The sequence below is a fragment of the Algoriphagus sp. Y33 genome, from assembly GCF_014838715.1.
Classification (GTDB): Bacteria; Bacteroidota; Bacteroidia; order Cytophagales; family Cyclobacteriaceae; genus Algoriphagus.
In genome coordinates this window covers 16,274-32,439 of record NZ_CP061947.1, presented here as the reverse complement: position 1 = coordinate 32,439, position 16,166 = coordinate 16,274, and the positions used below count along the sequence as shown (strand labels likewise).

The window sequence follows — 16,166 nt, the reverse complement described above, 5'->3', positions numbered from 1 at the left end:
AATCTATCCCCAAATACACTAACATTAAGCTTTCCAATTTAATCTACGATCCAAAAATCCATGAAAGCCCTATTCACCTTTATATTGCTAGGAATCACTATGAGTACTTTTGCCCAAATCAAAGTCAATCACATCGCTGTCCATGTAAGCAACTTAAATTCCAGCAAGGAATTCTATCAGAAAATAGTCGGGTTGGAGGAAATTGAAGAGCCCTTCAAAGATGGCTTACATGCTTGGTATGATATCGGAGGAGGAGCGGCACTCCACATCATCGAGGCACCTAATATTCCGACACAAATCTCCAAAGTGAACCATCTATGCTTCAGCATGAAAGATATGGATGCTTTCATCAAAACACTTGAAGATACAGGTCACCCCTTTGAAAGCTGGCCTGGAGAAAAGGGAAAAATCACTACCCGTGTGGATGGTATCCGCCAAATTTACATTCAGGATCCTGATGGTCTCTGGTTAGAAATCAATGATGATTATTGAGCTTTGTCGAATGGATCAGAGCAAGAAAAAAGCCAGCATAAAATGCTGGCTTTTTTCTATAAATGTATTTGGAGTCTCCCGATAACAAATCCTGACAAAAAAATCAATAAAAAATCCCGGACTTTCATCCGGGATTTTCTTTTAATCTTCGTATACATGCTGTGGCCAGCTATCATTTCCAAGATTCACATCCGGAAGAAGTTTTTCAGGATCGATTACTACAGACTTCACTTGCTTGTCTGTCTTATGCAAGTAATTCCAGATATCGCCGCGCTGCCAGATTTCTACAGGTAGCATCTTACGCTCGCTTGTACCGTCTTCGTAAGTAATTTCCAATTTCACCGGCATTGGCATATCCCCTTTATTGGCAAGGACAATCACATAATTGCCGGCATATGGAATAACAGCATTTACAGCCAAGTCAATATTGCCAGTCCCATAGAACCAGCCCTGCCAGAACCAAGACAGGTTCTCGCCGGCTACATTTTCGATATGGTTGAAGAAATCTGAAGGTTGCGGATGCTTGTAAGCCCAGGTCTTAATGTAAGATTTGAATGCATTGTCGAAACGCTCATGCCCCAGAACATATTCTCTCAGCATTAGCAGGCCGAATGCTGGCTTATTGTAAGCAAGCATTCCCAGATTATTGATATTAACCACGTCAGGATACGTATCGATTCCCTCTCTGGTCTCGCTAGTGAAGAAGTTCAAGTATCTACGGGTTTCGTTCAAGTTGGATGGGTACTCACCATCATTGAATGCCAGCGTGCTGTAGTGGTTGATAAAAGTATTGAAACCTTCATCCATCCATGCATAGCGACGCTCATTGGTACCCACGATCATAGGGAACCAGTTGTGACCAAACTCGTGATCAGTCACTCCCCAAAGTCCCTCACCCTTGGAATTGTAGCTGCAGAAGTTTAAGCCCGGATATTCCATTCCTCCTATGTCTGCCGCCACGTTTGTTGCAGTCGCATATGGGAACTCAAACCACATAGCAGAATAATGCTCAATGGATGCCTTGCTATATTCGGTTGACCTTGACCAAGCCTCTACCCCATTGGATTCTTTGGGATAAACAGACTGTGCCAAAATTTTCTTTCCACTAGGCAAATTGATTCTCGCTGCATCCCAGATAAACGCCTTAGAGGTGGCAAAAGCCACATCACGGCTATTTTGGATAGCAAAGCGCCAGGTGACGGTTCCATCTTGCTTAGGTCTGGTCAATTCCGTATTGCCTAACTCATCCGCAGATATCAGCATTACGGTAGTATCACTGTCTTTTGCTTTGGCGTATCGATTCTGAAGTTCTTTGCTCAAGACTTCCTTTGGATTCAAAAGTTCACCGGAACCCACCACAATGTGGTCAAAGGGAACTGTGACTTGGTAATCAAAATCCCCGTATTCCAAGTAGAACTCTCCGGCTCCCAGATAAGGCTCCACATTCCAGCCTTCCACATCGTCGAATACAGCTACCTTAGGATACCACTGCGCAAAGGCATAGACCCAGCCATCCTCAACTTCAAGTCTTCCCATTCTGTCCATTCCTTGCACCGGAACTTTGAAAGAGAAATCCATAGAAACTGTCGCTTTCCCGCCCTTGGCCGGGATTGGTTCGTTAAACCACACTTGCATCCTGGTATCAGACACAATGTGCTTGGTAGAAACAGATCCTTTAGAGCCGACTTTTGCCTGTAGATTAGTCACATCAAATCCTCCGTCCGTATCACCATTGTAACGATTCCCTTGGATAGGAGTAGTAAGCGTGCCGCGGGAATCTTCAGTAAACCTGTTTTGCTCCATCTGCATCCAGATGAAATCCAGTGTCTCAGGACTATTGTTGGTATAAGTAAGGGTGATATTCCCGCTAAGCGTGTGTGCCTCATCGTCCAGCGTTACCGCAATCTGATAATCAGCTTTGTTTTGCCAATATCCAACGTTAGGCTTACCCGATGCAGACCGGGTATATGTCCCCTTTCTGTCGATAAATTCACCAAATTCTTTTTGGTTATTTTCTTTTACTTCTTGGGCAAAAGAATTGCTGACTCCTGCGAGCAATGCCCCTGCAAAAAGCAGTTTAACTAAAATTTTTCTTCGCATATACGTATTGTTTTAGCCCTAAAAGTAAGGATTACGTGTTTAAGCCCCACCATATTTTACATGAGAGCTATCCCTTTAACGAATTTTTAGAAAATTACCGGTATTGGAAAAGGTATATTTTAAGGCCACTTTTGGATTGCTATTTACATATCTTACCCATGAAAAAATTAGTACTCTTAGTGACTTCCCTGATATTAAACTTTACGGTGAATGCCCAGACGGATACCACCACTCGGGACTTAGGTGAAGTAATTATTCAAGAAAACAGAATTCAGCTTCCTTTTTCGAAGCAAAGCAGAAACATCTCACTAATCAGTAAACTTCAAATAGAAACCACCCCCGGCAGAAGCCTTCCCGAAGTACTGTCCTTCGTGCCAGGTCTGGATATTCGCCAGCGCGGCGTGACAGGTGTACAGGCAGATGTAAGTATCCGCGGTGGATCGTTTGAACAGACGCTTATGCTCCTTAATGGCATCAAGCTAAGCGATCCACAGACCGGACATCACATGATGAATATCCCTGTTCCTCTGGTGAATATAGATAGAGTGGAAGTATTGAAAGGCCCTGCATCCCGGGTATTCGGCCAAAATGCATATGCAGGAGCAATCAATGTGATTACTGATCTCAGTGATAGAAGATATGCAAGAGTTCAGGGATATGCCGGTGACTTTGGTATGAAAGGGATAAATTTCGCCGGCTCTCTTCCTGTCGGAAATTACAAGCAAAATCTAGCTATATCACACGATGACTCTAATGGCCACTGGTATAACTCAGATTATCAGGTAAGCAATATTTTCTACGAAGGCGGGTTTGACCTGGATGAGAAGAACACGGTAAAAGGTATGATTGCCTATACAGACAGGGATTTTGGAGCAAATGGTTTTTACTCCAGCACTTTTCCCGATCAATGGGAAAGCATACAAACGACCTTAGCTTCATTAAGTAACACGCTGACACTGAATAAGTTCTACTTGAATACCCGTGGATATTTCCGAAGAAACCGGGATGAATATGTACTAAGACGGAATGAGCCGGAATTCTATAAAAACAACCACACGACAGATGTCTTCGCCTTGGAAGCGAACGGGAATTTTGAAACCGGTCTGGGCACCACCGGATTTGGAATAGAAACCAGAAGGGAATCCATAGAAAGCACCAATCTCGGGGACAGGGAACGTACGCTGACCGGTATATTTCTGGAACAGATGATCAATTTTGGAACGAAAGTGGATTTACGCGCAGGAGTATATTCCAATTACTATACAGGTTATGGATGGAAGCATTTTCCGGGTGCCGAACTGGGCTTTCAAGCAACCAAGGAATTACGGATATATTCCGGCTATGGCATAAGTTTTAGAATCCCAACTTATACCGACCTTTACTATCAAGGCCCAACGAATGTCGGAAACGATCAGCTTCAACCTGAGCAAGCGCAAAACTTCGAGATTGGTGCTAAATGGTCTAAATCGGGATTCTTTGCAGAATTGGTCTACTTCAATAGAAACACAGATAATTTGATCGAATGGACTAGACCTGATCAGGAAACTCCTTGGCAGCCTCAGAATTTTAATAAAGTGAAATTCAATGGAATTGAAGCGTCTTTAAACTACCATGTAAATCCGAATGGAAGGGCTCTTCAGATCAAGGAATTTATGGTTGCCTATAATTACATTGATGCAAATCTGATCAATCAACCCGGAATCGAAACACTATACTCCTTCTCAGCTTTAAAAAATCAAGTCATCGGAGGAGTACTTGCAGGTATAGGCCAAAAAATCGAATGGAACACCAAAATGAGGTATTTGGAAAGAATGGGCCAAGATCCTTATTATTTGCTGGATATGCGGGTAGATTATAACCGTACAGGAAAAGTGGGATTCTTTGCGGAAGCTTCCAATATTACCAACACAGATTACCTAGAAGCAGGCACTGTCCAAATGCCGGGAAGATGGTTTAGAGCTGGCTTTATGCTGAATTTGGAATAAGCGTCTACAGAGAAAATAAATTACCTCCTCATTATCAAACGATTATTTTCTATTCTAAAAAAAAACCAATTCAAGATTTGTCACAGACGAATCTCTAATTACCTTTGCATTCCCTTTCGAACGGAAAGGAAACACAAAGATGGGAGTTTAGCTCAGTTGGTTCAGAGCATCTGCCTTACAAGCAGAGGGTCGGGGGTTCGAATCCCTCAACTCCCACAACATTTAACGTTCGAAATGGACGTTATTAGCATCAAAAGAGTCGGGGTTATAACCCTCAACTTTCATATACCATCATTATACTCTAAAGTGAGTATTGTCAAATTATTGGGAGTTTAGCTCAGTTGGTTCAGAGCATCTGCCTTACAAGCAGAGGGTCGGGGGTTCGAATCCCTCAACTCCCACATACAATCCCGAATTCTTCGGGATTTTTTTGTTTTATGGCATGCCACTTTTACATATTGTACTCTTCCCTACTCGACAGGTTCTACATTGGACATACCTGTGAAACCCTTGCCGAAAGACTGAGAAAGCACCTGTCCAACCACAGTGGATTCACTGCCAGATCCAACGACTGGAAACTGGTCTATTCCGAAGAGCATCCCGACAAAAAAACCTACATCAGGGAAAGAACGGTCAAAGCATGGAAAAGCAACGGGGAATTAAAAATGACTGCTATAATAGTCGAAATACTTGCAATAGGTTTTCAATTCTTCGTAAAACGCGGTATGGTCGTAGGCTTTCAGTTCTTTGAAATACTCCCTATAGCGTGTGTTTTTTATTTCCAGGCGTTTGTTATGCCGGTCCTGATAATTCAACGATTTTAGATTGTTTAGATCATCGTCGTCTTGGGTACTATAAAAGATCCCCTGCTCACATTTCGCCGCAGCAAAGAGTGTCTGTGCTTTCAATTCATCATCTTTGGCAAGTTTTAAGGCTTTGTCCAAATATTCCAAAGGCAAGTGGAAATTGTCGGGAAACCATGCCTTAAAGCTGTAATTTTTGAAATACAATGGGTAGGTTGGTTTCTTTACTAAGTACTGACCGCTCCAGCTCAGGTAGTTGCTGTACTTGCTGCCATTTCCATTGGAACCATCAAAAGCCAGAATATGGCGGTAATAGCCAATCGTAGTCGTATTGTAATAGAAATTGCCCAGCAAATAATTAGCTTTCGCAGCTTTTTCCCCTTTTTTGTTTGCTGCTTTTTCTAACTGAAGGACAGCTTCTGCAAGCTCACCTTTATTCATCATAGGCTTGATGAATGGAAAATCATCCAGATAATCTAATTCTACTGCTTTTTGGGTTTCACCTATAAGCATGTCTTCCGGGCATTCAAAACACTCGATACGATTGTATCCAAAAATACTTGCCGGTACATTGGTATAGCCATTGTAAAGTGCTTCGTGAAGGGGTTCGTATTGCTGCGTAGATGTGTTGTAAGAGCCTTTGAACCTTGCGTAGTCATCAGGAACCAATTCAAACTGTGCCTTGGCTTCTTCGGATTTCCCTTGACGCAGCAAGGTATTGCCCTTGACAAAAGCTACATATGTAGGGAAATCGAAGGTTTTATCAATGACATATTTCCGGATATTATAGTCATAATGCTTCGGTGTGATAGCCGCTATCAAATGCTGCTCCAGTACATTTTTTTCTTTTTTATAATACAATCCCTCTATCCCTTCCAAAAGCGCTATATCAGGGTTGTACTCCAGGGTTAGGATTGAATTTTGCAAGAGGAATGCTTTGGCATAATCCCTTTGCAAGAGGTAGCGATTAGCCAGTACGTCAATGATGAAATCATTTGTAGAAGGCGAGTAGGACTCTCGCTCGTAACCCTGAGGATCATTGAAGATTTTATAACGATTCACCAGCATTTCCTCAAACTCAGAGTCGATAACAGGCTGTGCAATTATATGCAACAGCATCTCCAGTTTGTCCTTTTGTGACTGGTATTTAGCCTGCTTTATCAAGTCCAGCTGGGCTTTGGATGCAGTGTTGTTTTTTTGGATAAAGTAGAGCCAAGCAGAGGTGAGATGCCAAAAGTCAACATCTTCAATATCGGTGTTTTTTGCCTGGTTCAAAGATGCCTCAAGCGTTTGGTTTAAAAAAGCGATGGACTGGGTGTTTGTTCCCAGAGGAATCCGAAGATCTGCTACACCATCCCAACAGTTTGGCTTATCGTAGGGACAGTAATATTCAGTTGGCAAAAAAGAACGTTCCAAGTGGTTGATTGCGCGCGCCATTAAGACTTTTGCTTGCGGTGCGTTTGGATCATTGCTGATGATTTTGTCAAATGCAGCCAAAGGATTGTTAAACGCTTTAAACCCCAGCAGAAGATACAGTTCGTTTTGTTGATGAGTGGTAGTGGCTTCTTGCAGCAATTTTTCAAAATCAAGATCCATCGTCACTTTCATAGAAGTCAAAGCCTGGTCTTTTTTGTTGCTTGTGTGCGAAAAAAATTGGAAAAAATCATGCATTGCCTGCATATGATTGCCTAAACCACGCTCTGCACCGGCCTTGTGATCCAGTGCATAGTAATACATTATAGGGCGATGGTTGAGTGCTTCTACGTAGGTTTTGAAATAGTAGAGTGCATCATCAAACTCCAGATTGTAATGGGCAAAACGCACCAACTGATAGCCATAGCGCAATTTTAGATCCACATCGCTTTCGGCCTTCCAGCTGCGCTCCAGCACCCTAATGACTTGCGCATAATCCAGTTCAGAAACACTCCGGTCTGGGCGGTTGTACCAGCCATATCCCTCCGTGTGTTTTACCGCCATATATGGCTCCAGGTACTTGGCATAAGAAAGATAAAGTAGAGCCTGCTTGTTCTTCTTTACAAAAGAAGCATTGGCAAATGACAGTGTGCTCTTATCAATGGGATTTCCTTTCACGAGGGCATCAATTTCACTCTTGGACGCTGTAAAAACCAGCTCATAGGCTTCTTGGTAAGAAATCCCAAAATACGTCTGCCAGTCCATAATGTTTTCGTTGTACGCTACCGTTTCAGAAGTATAATAAGCTGACTCATATGTCATTAAAAAAGGAAGATACTGAGGTTCATCAATTGTTTCCTGTGCAAACAGATTATAGTAGGAATATTCTTCTCCCCAGTCTCCTCCACAAAAAGCTACGCTGGAAACAGGGTTTTCACCAAACGCAAAAAATACATTTACAAAAAATAGGGGGATTAGAAATATCTTCTTCATCTGTTTTTAAGTTTATGTTTGGGTACTATGGCAAAGGTCAAAAAGCAGTAAATTCAATGAATTAACCCTCCAAATCATCTATTGAAAACCGCTCTAAAAACAAGCTGTCTAAATGATAATAAATAAGGTTGTACGGTTGCTTTATTTTCTTCCTAAAATAGATTTTTGTGTCTCTTAATAACTGTGGGCTAATGGCTTCTACTTTAACGGTAAATCCTTTGTTGAGCCACATTCCTCTTACAAATACATCTTGCAGCACGGTGTAGGTACTGCTGTTATTTTTTTCAAAATTTTCATTTTCCAGCTCCTGAGTACTTACTCCGTTGATCAGTTTTTTCTCACCCAGATGATTGGTGACTATCGCCCAAGAATAAAGCGGCAATGCAACGTCAAATGGCAAAGGGTACTCGTTGATGGTCTGCAAATAATCTTCAAGCAATGCCAAATCGAGTATGGAATTAAGTTTGGTATCTTCCAATGGGCTTGAGGTCGCATAGGCCATCAGATACACTTTGTCAACAGGCGGAATCCCCGTACTTTCCTTATATTTCACTTGATGGAGTCGCAAAGTGCAGCTTATCTCAGTGTTTGAAAGTTGCTTTAAGTGCTCTAAAAAAGAGAAAAAAGCGGATTGAGTAGTATTAGTCCAGTCGCAATCTATTTGAATTTCACCGTAGTTTATAGGCTTGTTTTTCTTGGAGATTTGCCCGATAAGTTGATGTGTATTTACGGCAAGTAATTTGATTTCTTCTTGGGTCAACCCCGTAAACACCCTGTTTGTAATAAACACCACCGGAATGTAAACAGCATTTAATCCTGTTGTATCAAAAGCATTGATGACCCCCACAGGTTCGGGCTGTGTTCCCGGCTTTTTGTCAATGTCGAATAGCCTAATGTACAGTTTCTCGGCTTGAAGTGTTTCAAACGTTTCCTTTTCCAGTTCACCAAGGCGCGCATTGCTTTTCCAATAGTAAAAATGGGTTTGTGGAACAAAACTCTTATCACAGCCATACAGAGTAATAATAGCCAGCAATGTCCAAAACACACCTATTTTGGAAGGAGAATGAATCTTCATATAATACTGATAGTAATATTTCAACTCTCGAAACCCGGTTTCACATTCTGCCAAAACTCATCCAACGCGATGATTCTGGGTTTGAGAAAAGAGATAATCTTCGGCCAGTCCTCCGAATCCATCACATTTACGTTTGGGAGAATTTTTTCGATTTTAGACACCTGCTGCCCAAATTCATTCACCTGATGTAATTTCCAATCCCACTCCTCTCCTATGGTGGATTCAAACATTTTTTTAAAGGAGCCAAATTGATCAAAATACAATTCCTGCAGTTCTTCGTCGGGATGGCCAATTTCTATTCCAATAGATGCAAAATCACGCTCTGCCTTCATCCGAAAATAAATGTTGCGAACTCCGGTCTTATAATTTGGCCAGTTGATTCTTCTGCCTTCCGCATTCGGAATAGGCTTCATGTATTGCCCAAAAGCGATCCAAAATTCCGATCGGATTCTCGATGTTTCAGCTTTACTGTACAAGATTCAATACGTGGTATGGCTGTCACTTGGTAAGACAAGAATGATCTCCCCACTTTTGGCGTTTTCATCATCCAGCTTGTCTAGCTGATCTTGTGTTACGGTATGGATATTCAAAATCTTCACCTTTGGAAACTCCCTTTTCAGATACCAGAGTATCCCTTCACCATCTTTAGAATGATAAGCCCCATTGATGTGATAGATTTGTTTGCCAGCTTGCAAAGACTCATAAAGTGACTCCGCCATTGTGGCATCCTTCAATGCCTGCGCTTGGATCATAAACTCAGGATTACCCGGTGCCCCGTGCATCATATCCTTCATCGCTACATATCCGGGCAAACTCATATCCACTTCCACAGGCAACTTCGCAATGTAACTTTTCGCCTGGGAAGAAAGCGAATCCAGAGCTTCCAAGCCCGATTTGCTGACAACAGACGCATATTTCCGCGGGACATTTGTTGCTATGAATTTCAGTCCTTTCTCTTTTGCGAAGCGCAAAACAGGACGGTAGTCCATGGTGTAATTCTTCCAAAGTTTAGCCTCAGCCTCAAAACTACTTTCAGTAATTTTACCCGAAAACCATTCGTCCAAATTCAACTGATCTTCCCGCTCAAAAATCTCGGATCCCACTACCAAATCCGGGTTTTCAGAATGCAACCCTTTCAGCACCTGCAGTTGCAACCAATGTCCCAAACTGTTGTTGTGAAGCTCTCCAAAGAACACAGCATCAGTGCGCCTTGCTTCTTTGAGCACTTGATTGAGATTTATCTTTTTGCCTTTGCTTGTAAAAAACTGATAAGCTTCTCCCTGGGCCCTCAGTGTTCCGATAGAACCAAGCACCAGGAGGATAGCCAAGAAACAATTACGCATAATCTTCAGGGTATTGAATTTGTACAGAGGAAAAATTCACTAAGCCGCCCAATGCAGGGTGATGTTTTTTGAGTGTCAATCTAATTTTGATGGTTTTCGGATAGGCTTCCAATATATCCGTCACAATCATATGCCCGAGGTGCTCCAGCAATTTCACTTTCACATCCATTCTGGCTTTGATCAATTTGTAAAGTTTGGAATAATCCACCGTGGCACTTAGATCATCATGAAGCATCGCCTCACGAAAATCAGTCTCCAGCTCAAGATCTAAAGTGAAGCGGTTACCAAGCACTGTCTCCTCCGGATAAGCACCGTGATACGCATGAAATTCTATCCCTTCAAGGCTTACCTTTCCCATCAGTCAAACTGGTCAAAAAAGGATCCTGACTGGCTTTTTGGATCTTCCGGGTATTTTTGCGAAGCTGCCTGCGGCCTGACAGTTTCCGAAATCGGTTTTTTCTTCACTTCTTCGAGTTCCTCTATATCCTCTTCCAAAACCTCATCTTCCAGCTGCATTTTGGTATCCTCCATTTCCAGCTCCTCTTTTTCTTCTTCATTTATCTCCAATTCCACATCAGGAGTAGAATCATGTTCCTCCAGTTCTAGCTGCTCTTCAACGACTTCCATTTCAGCCAGAGGATTTTCTTCAATTTCTTCTGCTACTTCATATCCGAGTTTTTCCAGATTTGCAAAAGTATACAGCTGGGATCTGCTTAATTCGTCAATAGCTCTGGCATGCGCCTTGGCATCAATTCTAGAAAAATGCGCTTCAGAAAGATCAATTTGATTCAAGGTATCCTGCGCAATTCTCTTCAGACTTTTCACCATAGATTCTCTTTGCTCAGCAAGGCCTTCGTAAGACCTTACAAGCCCCTGCATACTTTCTCTCAGTTCCAAAATGGTGTCCTTTGCTTTTGTCTCTGCTGCTCCTATGATAGCCGCAGCTTGCTCCTCAGCCTGCTTCCTTGAATCGGCCACCAACTGATCTATATGTTTGGTAGCATTCTCAGCAGTTTCGTTTGCATCTGCTATGATCAAGTCCGCAGCTTCATTTGCTTCTACGATGATAGCCGCGCCAGTGTCTTCGGCTGTTTTCAACGTTCGGAAAAGTGATTCCTCCACATCTTTCAGGCGCTTTGCCTCAGCCTCGGTATTTTGAAGCTTGGTCTTAAGCTCCATGTTTTCCTTGTGAAGGGCATCCACTACTTCACTTATTTCATCCAAAAATAAGGTTACATCTTTTTTTTCATATCCTCTGAACACAAGTTCAAAGGTTTTTTGCCGAATGGCTGCCGGTGTGATCTTCATAGGTTAATTCGTTTCAATTTTCCAAATAGAAATAGTTCGGTCATCAGACACCGAAATAACATTGCCCTGATAGCTACTCCAAACCACCTTGTTTATTGAAGTACCGTGGCCGGCATTTCTTGCCTTGTCGATGACCTTGAGGAGTTTTTTCTCAACAGCATCCCAAACCTTGATTGATTTGTCCATGGAGCAGGTGACTAGGAGGTTTCCGTCCTCCTTGAAATATAAATAATTAATGGCATACATATGTGCCACAATGTTCTCTTGTAAAGAATAAGTGGTCGTTTCCCAGAACTTCAAACGCGCATCCCTTCCTGCACTGACTAGCATAGACTCATCCGGAGAATAGGAAAGCGCAAAAACTGAGTTGGTATGACCGGTCAAATTTGCAATGGGACGAAAATCAGCTGTCAGATCCAGTACTTTCACGGTGTGATCACTCAACCCTACTGCCAGCTGCCTTCTATCCTTTGCCAAGGACATAACACGGATACTTTTAGCGCTCAACTTGATATGCTTTTTGATACTTTTAGAATTGATATCAACTACGATCAGTACCCCATCTCCTGTACCGATATAGGCCTCATCCCCAAAGACCTTGATATCAAAGATTGCCTGATCTGTCAGCCTCAGTGACCAGACTTCTTTACTTTCAGTCAAGTCTATCACATGGATTCCTTCGAAATTATGTCCTATGAAAAGTAAATTCCTGAGAGAGTCTATTGCCAAGGCATACACTGAGTGGGGAAGTCTTGCGATCAATTTTCCGTCTTGGGGATGATCCAGATCCCATTCTACGACCATTCCGTCCCCTGCTCCTGTATAAAAAAAGCGGGGATCACAGCCTTCCGTCAGTGCATAGATGCAGTCATTGTGCCCTGTTAGTGTTTGTAATTTATTAACTTCTATTTTTGACATATATTGGACGGAGACTTTGGTGCCCTTCTGGCCTATGCAAACAAAAATAGAAAAAATAGATTCTTCCTCGGCTTTGGCCATCAAGATAATCGAAACTCAGGATGAAAATGAGCTGGATTTTCTCAGCTTTAGAGAAAAACTGGCTTATGCAAATATTTCCCATCAGGAAAAGAAGCGGGAATGGGCCACTGCCCGTATGGCTATCCGGGATGCTCTGAAGGTGTTGCATGTACCCTATCCGGGTTTTTTCAAGGATGAACATGGCAAATCCCAAGCAATGAACGGTCATGGATACATGTCACTGTCGCATACGATGGGCTACGCCGGAGCAATTTATCATCGGGACAATCCCGTAGGAATAGATATGGATTTGATCCGGGAGAAAATACTAAGAATTGGATTTCGGTTTCTAGACACCTCTGAATTAGACTTTTTGGAAAAAGATCCCCTTCACTACACCATGGCATGGTCGGCTAAAGAGTCTATCTTTAAATGTCAGGGAAAGCGGGGAGTCTCCTTTAGGGAAAACATATTGCTGGATCCGTTTGATTCGAAGACTGGAATAATTAAAGGCAAGGTCAGGGGGACTGATTTTACCGATCATCATTACTCAGTACAAGTTCGGGTGATCTCGGATGTAGTGCTCACTTACACCATTTGGTAAATGAAAAAATTAAGCTTATTTCTTATCCTGCTCCTGATCTCCTTTTTCTCGCTATCTGCCCAAAGCCTGCAAGACATCAGTCTCACCGATGCAGTCACCGGTAAAGCCGTTAATCTTCAGTCACAGGTGAAAGGCAGAGGGTTGCTGTTGATTTTCCATAGTTTGGACTGTCCCTTTGCCAAAATGTATGAATCGCGCTTAATAACTTTGCGAAACAAATACCAAAGCCAAGGCTTTACATTCATGCTGGTAAACCCCGAAGCCGGAACTAATGAGGAAGACAAAACAACTTTGCGAAGCTATATCGATCAATCCGGCATCAACACACCGTACCTGATTGACGATAAACAGACCTTGAGCAAATTCTATAAAATCACAAAAATCCCCGAAGTCATACTACTGACCCCGGCAACAGAAGGAGCTACTATTAGCTATAGGGGTGCCCTAGACAATAATCCACAAGCTGAAAGTGCTGTGTCTGTGCACTATCTGGATAGAGCAATGGATTCTATCTTAAAGGGAGAAGCTCCAAATCCTCCACAAGCCAGAGCTGTAGGTTGTAATGTCCGAATCTATTGAGTGTTCAGCAGTCCGATTAACTCTTGAATTTCTTGCATTTTATCAGTCTCGCCTAACTTCTCGAAGGAATTCTCCAAATTCCTAAACATCCTCAGCATGATCTGTAGATGAGCACAGGGTTCGAAGTATTCCTCTTTTGGTCCTATCTTTAACTGCTCCAGGTAATTAAAAATATCTGTTCTGCTAAAAATCAATCCCTTATTGAAGGCATTGATATAGAAGGTGACATCTGAGGACTTATAGGTGAGCACAAACAGGTTTGGAAGATTTACCCCATAGATTGGTAATCCTAATTTCTTTGCTACTAGCAGATAGATAGCGCATAAAGTCAACGGATTGCCACGTTTGGAGTCCAGTACAGACGACAACATGCTGTTGGCCGGCGAATGGAAATTCTTGGTATTTGCAGAGAAGCGAAGGGTATTGAACAATACATTATTGATCGCACGAACCTGTTCATATGGAGTCAGGTCGTTTTTGAAAGCAGTCCAGACATCAAAGTATATCTGGTGCATTTCGGCGTTCAGCTTGCTATATTCCAAATCTGGATACTGATAGGTATTGATGATCCATAGCCCTGTCAGCAAATCCCGATCATCAGTATCTCTCCAGTCAGTGAGCCTAGCTTTCAGCAGAGAAAATTGAAGTTCGTGTACCAATTCCTCTATCTCTTTCTGTATAGCAGGGTTAAAGCTATTCTCCCACTTTTTTTCCAGAAAAGGAATAATTTCATTCCCAAGAGAAATAATTCGATCCCGCACATGCATTCTCACTTCACGGTCGGTGTCATCCAAGAGGGAGACCAAGGCATTTAATTCTTCAGGTGTCAATTCACTCATAGTCAAAAGGCTACGGATAATGGAATAAAGCTGTTAAATAATATACTGAAAATTGCCTTAAGTCTGGATCACCCCTACATTAAATCTTTCCGTAATCGGAGCATGATTTGCCGCTTCTATCCCCATACTGATCACTTTTCGGGTTTCCCTTGGATCAATCACCCCATCCACCCAAAGTCTGGACGCAGCATAATATGGGCTCAATTCTTGGTTGTATTTCGAAGTGATTTCTTCTAGCAAAGCCTTTTCATCCCCGGAAGAAATCTCCTGTCCCTTCTTTTTCAATCCCGCTACCTTGATCTGAAGCAGGGTGTTTGCCGCAGCCGCTCCTGACATCACTGCCATCTGGGCTGTAGGCCAAGAATAGATCAGCCTTGGATCATAGGCTTTCCCGCACATTGCGTAGTTCCCCGCCCCATAGCTATTGCCCAAGATGAAGGTGAATTTTGGCACAACGGAATTAGCCATTGCATTTACCATTTTAGCTCCATCCTTAATGATGCCTCCATGCTCCGCTTTGCTTCCTACCATAAATCCGCTCACGTCCTGCAAGAATACCAAAGGTATTTTGCGCTGGTTGCAATTCATGATAAACCGGGCTGCTTTATCAGCAGAATCAGAATATATCACTCCGCCCATCTGCATTTCTCCTTTGGCTGTTTTGACTATTTTACGTTGATTTGCCACTATTCCCACTGCCCAACCTTCGATTCTGCCAGTTCCACAGATCAGCGTTTTGCCATATTCTTCCTTGTATTCATCGAAATCACCTGCATCCACCAACCCCTTCACAATCTGAAGCATATCATAGGGTTTCACTCGATCGATTGGAAACGAGGCAATAAGCTCTCCTCCCTCCAGTCCTGGTTTTTGTGATTCGGCTCGGTCAAAACCCGCAGTGGGATTATGCCCTATTTTATCAAAAACCTTGCGGATCGCATCCAAGCAATCCTTATCTGTATCGTATTTGTTGTCTGTCACGCCAGAGATTTCGCAATGTGTGGTCGCCCCTCCCAGCGTTTCGTTGTCAATGGTCTCACCGATGGCTGACTTCACCAAATAGGAACCTGCAAGAAAAATAGAACCCGTCTTATCCACGATCATCGCCTCATCCGACATGATGGGCAGATAAGCACCGCCTGCCACACAACTCCCCATAATCGCAGCTACTTGCACAATTCCCATGGCAGACATTTTTGCGTTGTTTCGGAATTGACGACCGAAATGCTCCTTGTCTGGGAAAATCTCATTTTGCATAGGGAGAAAAACACCCGCACTATCGACTAGGTAGATCACAGGGATTTGATTTTCCATTGCGATTTCCTGAGCACGGAGATTCTTCTTGGCAGTCATAGGAAACCAGGCACCAGCCTTCACCGTAGCATCATTGGCAACGATCATGCACATTCTTCCGCTCACGTAACCTATCCCAGTCACCACTCCGCCGGAAGGACACCCACCCTCTTCTTCATACATGCCATCGGCTACAAATGCCCCAACTTCTAGAAAATCCGTATGATCATCACACAAATAATCGATCCGCTCACGGGCAGTGAGCTTCCCTTTTTCATGCTCCTTTTCTATTCTTTTGATACCTCCTCCCAGTTTTACCTGTTTATATCTTGCTTGTAGTTCTTGAAGCAAATCGTCCATG

The 16,166-nt window shown here is 42.8% G+C and carries 14 protein-coding genes, 2 tRNA genes and 1 pseudogene; 7 read left to right on the top strand and 10 right to left on the bottom strand.

Features of this window, described 5'->3' with window-relative positions:
* The first annotated feature begins 60 nt into the window (after nucleotides 1–60).
* Complete coding sequence (locus ID165_RS00125) at nucleotides 61–492, top strand: VOC family protein (protein ID WP_225586913.1); 432 nt, start codon at nucleotides 61–63, stop codon at nucleotides 490–492.
* A gap of 141 nt (nucleotides 493–633) precedes the next feature.
* On the opposite strand, the gene ID165_RS00120 is transcribed toward ID165_RS00125, so the two are convergent.
* Nucleotides 634–2,592: a M1 family metallopeptidase gene (locus tag ID165_RS00120; protein ID WP_192348396.1), complete on the bottom strand. Its 1,959-nt coding sequence runs from the start codon at nucleotides 2,590–2,592 to the stop codon at nucleotides 634–636.
* Nucleotides 2,593–2,750: 158 nt separating this feature from the next.
* On the opposite strand from ID165_RS00120, the gene ID165_RS00115 reads away from it, so the two are divergent.
* The 4 genes and pseudogenes from ID165_RS00115 to ID165_RS26485 all read left to right on the top strand — a co-directional run.
* Complete coding sequence (locus tag ID165_RS00115) at nucleotides 2,751–4,577, top strand: TonB-dependent siderophore receptor (RefSeq protein WP_192348395.1); 1,827 nt, start codon at nucleotides 2,751–2,753, stop codon at nucleotides 4,575–4,577.
* Between the two features lie 141 nt (nucleotides 4,578–4,718).
* Nucleotides 4,719–4,793, top strand: a tRNA-Val gene (locus ID165_RS00110).
* 110 nt (nucleotides 4,794–4,903) lie between these two features.
* A tRNA-Val gene (locus ID165_RS00105) sits at nucleotides 4,904–4,978 on the top strand.
* 36 nt (nucleotides 4,979–5,014) lie between these two features.
* Nucleotides 5,015–5,170, top strand: a pseudogene (locus ID165_RS26485) (GIY-YIG nuclease family protein); the annotation flags it as partial.
* A gap of 66 nt (nucleotides 5,171–5,236) precedes the next feature.
* On the opposite strand, the gene ID165_RS26480 reads toward ID165_RS26485, so the two are convergent.
* The 7 genes from ID165_RS26480 to ID165_RS00070 form a co-directional block, all read right to left on the bottom strand.
* Nucleotides 5,237–7,786 (bottom strand): hypothetical protein, encoded by a 2,550-nt coding sequence (locus ID165_RS26480; RefSeq protein ID WP_225586912.1) that lies wholly within the window; start codon nucleotides 7,784–7,786, stop codon nucleotides 5,237–5,239.
* A gap of 61 nt (nucleotides 7,787–7,847) precedes the next feature.
* Nucleotides 7,848–8,861, bottom strand: a complete 1,014-nt coding sequence (locus ID165_RS00095) for a hypothetical protein (protein ID WP_192348393.1) — start codon at nucleotides 8,859–8,861, stop codon at nucleotides 7,848–7,850.
* A 20-nt stretch (nucleotides 8,862–8,881) separates the two neighbouring features.
* Nucleotides 8,882–9,337, bottom strand: a complete 456-nt coding sequence (locus ID165_RS00090; RefSeq protein ID WP_192348392.1) for a DUF4268 domain-containing protein — start codon at nucleotides 9,335–9,337, stop codon at nucleotides 8,882–8,884.
* 3 nt (nucleotides 9,338–9,340) lie between these two features.
* A complete protein-coding gene (locus tag ID165_RS00085; protein WP_192348391.1) occupies nucleotides 9,341–10,204 on the bottom strand; it encodes a ChaN family lipoprotein in 864 nt (287 codons plus the stop codon).
* Nucleotides 10,197–10,562, bottom strand: a complete 366-nt coding sequence (folB, locus tag ID165_RS00080) for a dihydroneopterin aldolase (protein WP_192348390.1) — start codon at nucleotides 10,560–10,562, stop codon at nucleotides 10,197–10,199. Before folB ends, ID165_RS00085 begins: the two co-directional genes overlap by 8 nt.
* A complete protein-coding gene (locus ID165_RS00075) occupies nucleotides 10,562–11,512 on the bottom strand; it encodes a DivIVA domain-containing protein (protein ID WP_192348389.1) in 951 nt (316 codons plus the stop codon). Before ID165_RS00075 ends, folB begins: the two co-directional genes overlap by 1 nt.
* Before the next feature lie 3 nt (nucleotides 11,513–11,515).
* Nucleotides 11,516–12,430 (bottom strand): WD40 repeat domain-containing protein, encoded by a 915-nt coding sequence (locus ID165_RS00070; protein WP_192348388.1) that lies wholly within the window; start codon nucleotides 12,428–12,430, stop codon nucleotides 11,516–11,518.
* 34 nt (nucleotides 12,431–12,464) lie between these two features.
* On the opposite strand from ID165_RS00070, the gene ID165_RS00065 reads away from it, so the two are divergent.
* The gene (locus ID165_RS00065; RefSeq protein WP_192348387.1) at nucleotides 12,465–13,094 is read left to right on the top strand and encodes a 4'-phosphopantetheinyl transferase superfamily protein; all 630 of its coding nucleotides are present in this window, start codon (nucleotides 12,465–12,467) and stop codon (nucleotides 13,092–13,094) included.
* Nucleotides 13,095–13,673, top strand: a complete 579-nt coding sequence (locus ID165_RS00060) for a redoxin domain-containing protein (RefSeq protein ID WP_192348386.1) — start codon at nucleotides 13,095–13,097, stop codon at nucleotides 13,671–13,673.
* Here the strand turns inward: ID165_RS00060 and ID165_RS00055 are convergent.
* The gene (locus tag ID165_RS00055) at nucleotides 13,667–14,512 is read right to left on the bottom strand and encodes a transglutaminase-like domain-containing protein (protein ID WP_192348385.1); all 846 of its coding nucleotides are present in this window, start codon (nucleotides 14,510–14,512) and stop codon (nucleotides 13,667–13,669) included. The two genes, ID165_RS00060 and ID165_RS00055, sit on opposite strands and share 7 nt — an antisense overlap.
* Before the next feature lie 57 nt (nucleotides 14,513–14,569).
* Nucleotides 14,570–16,165, bottom strand: a complete 1,596-nt coding sequence (locus ID165_RS00050) for an acyl-CoA carboxylase subunit beta (RefSeq protein WP_370539770.1) — start codon at nucleotides 16,163–16,165, stop codon at nucleotides 14,570–14,572.
* Nucleotide 16,166: the final 1 nt, after the last annotated feature.

Coding starts and splice junctions, on each gene's coding strand:
- ID165_RS00085 (WP_192348391.1), bottom strand. CDS start 10,204: ATGCGTAATTGTTTCTTGGCTATCCTCCTGGTGCTTGGTTCTATCGGA.
- ID165_RS00060 (WP_192348386.1), top strand. CDS start 13,095: ATGAAAAAATTAAGCTTATTTCTTATCCTGCTCCTGATCTCCTTTTTC.
- ID165_RS00125 (WP_225586913.1), top strand. CDS start 61: ATGAAAGCCCTATTCACCTTTATATTGCTAGGAATCACTATGAGTACT.
- ID165_RS00115 (WP_192348395.1), top strand. CDS start 2,751: ATGAAAAAATTAGTACTCTTAGTGACTTCCCTGATATTAAACTTTACG.
- ID165_RS00075 (WP_192348389.1), bottom strand. CDS start 11,512: ATGAAGATCACACCGGCAGCCATTCGGCAAAAAACCTTTGAACTTGTG.
- ID165_RS00055 (WP_192348385.1), bottom strand. CDS start 14,512: ATGAGTGAATTGACACCTGAAGAATTAAATGCCTTGGTCTCCCTCTTG.
- ID165_RS26480 (WP_225586912.1), bottom strand. CDS start 7,786: ATGAAGAAGATATTTCTAATCCCCCTATTTTTTGTAAATGTATTTTTT.
- ID165_RS00065 (WP_192348387.1), top strand. CDS start 12,465: ATGCAAACAAAAATAGAAAAAATAGATTCTTCCTCGGCTTTGGCCATC.
- ID165_RS00120 (WP_192348396.1), bottom strand. CDS start 2,592: ATGCGAAGAAAAATTTTAGTTAAACTGCTTTTTGCAGGGGCATTGCTC.
- folB (WP_192348390.1), bottom strand. CDS start 10,562: ATGGGAAAGGTAAGCCTTGAAGGGATAGAATTTCATGCGTATCACGGT.
- ID165_RS00050 (WP_370539770.1), bottom strand. CDS start 16,165: ATGGACGATTTGCTTCAAGAACTACAAGCAAGATATAAACAGGTAAAA.
- ID165_RS00070 (WP_192348388.1), bottom strand. CDS start 12,430: ATGTCAAAAATAGAAGTTAATAAATTACAAACACTAACAGGGCACAAT.
- ID165_RS00095 (WP_192348393.1), bottom strand. CDS start 8,861: ATGAAGATTCATTCTCCTTCCAAAATAGGTGTGTTTTGGACATTGCTG.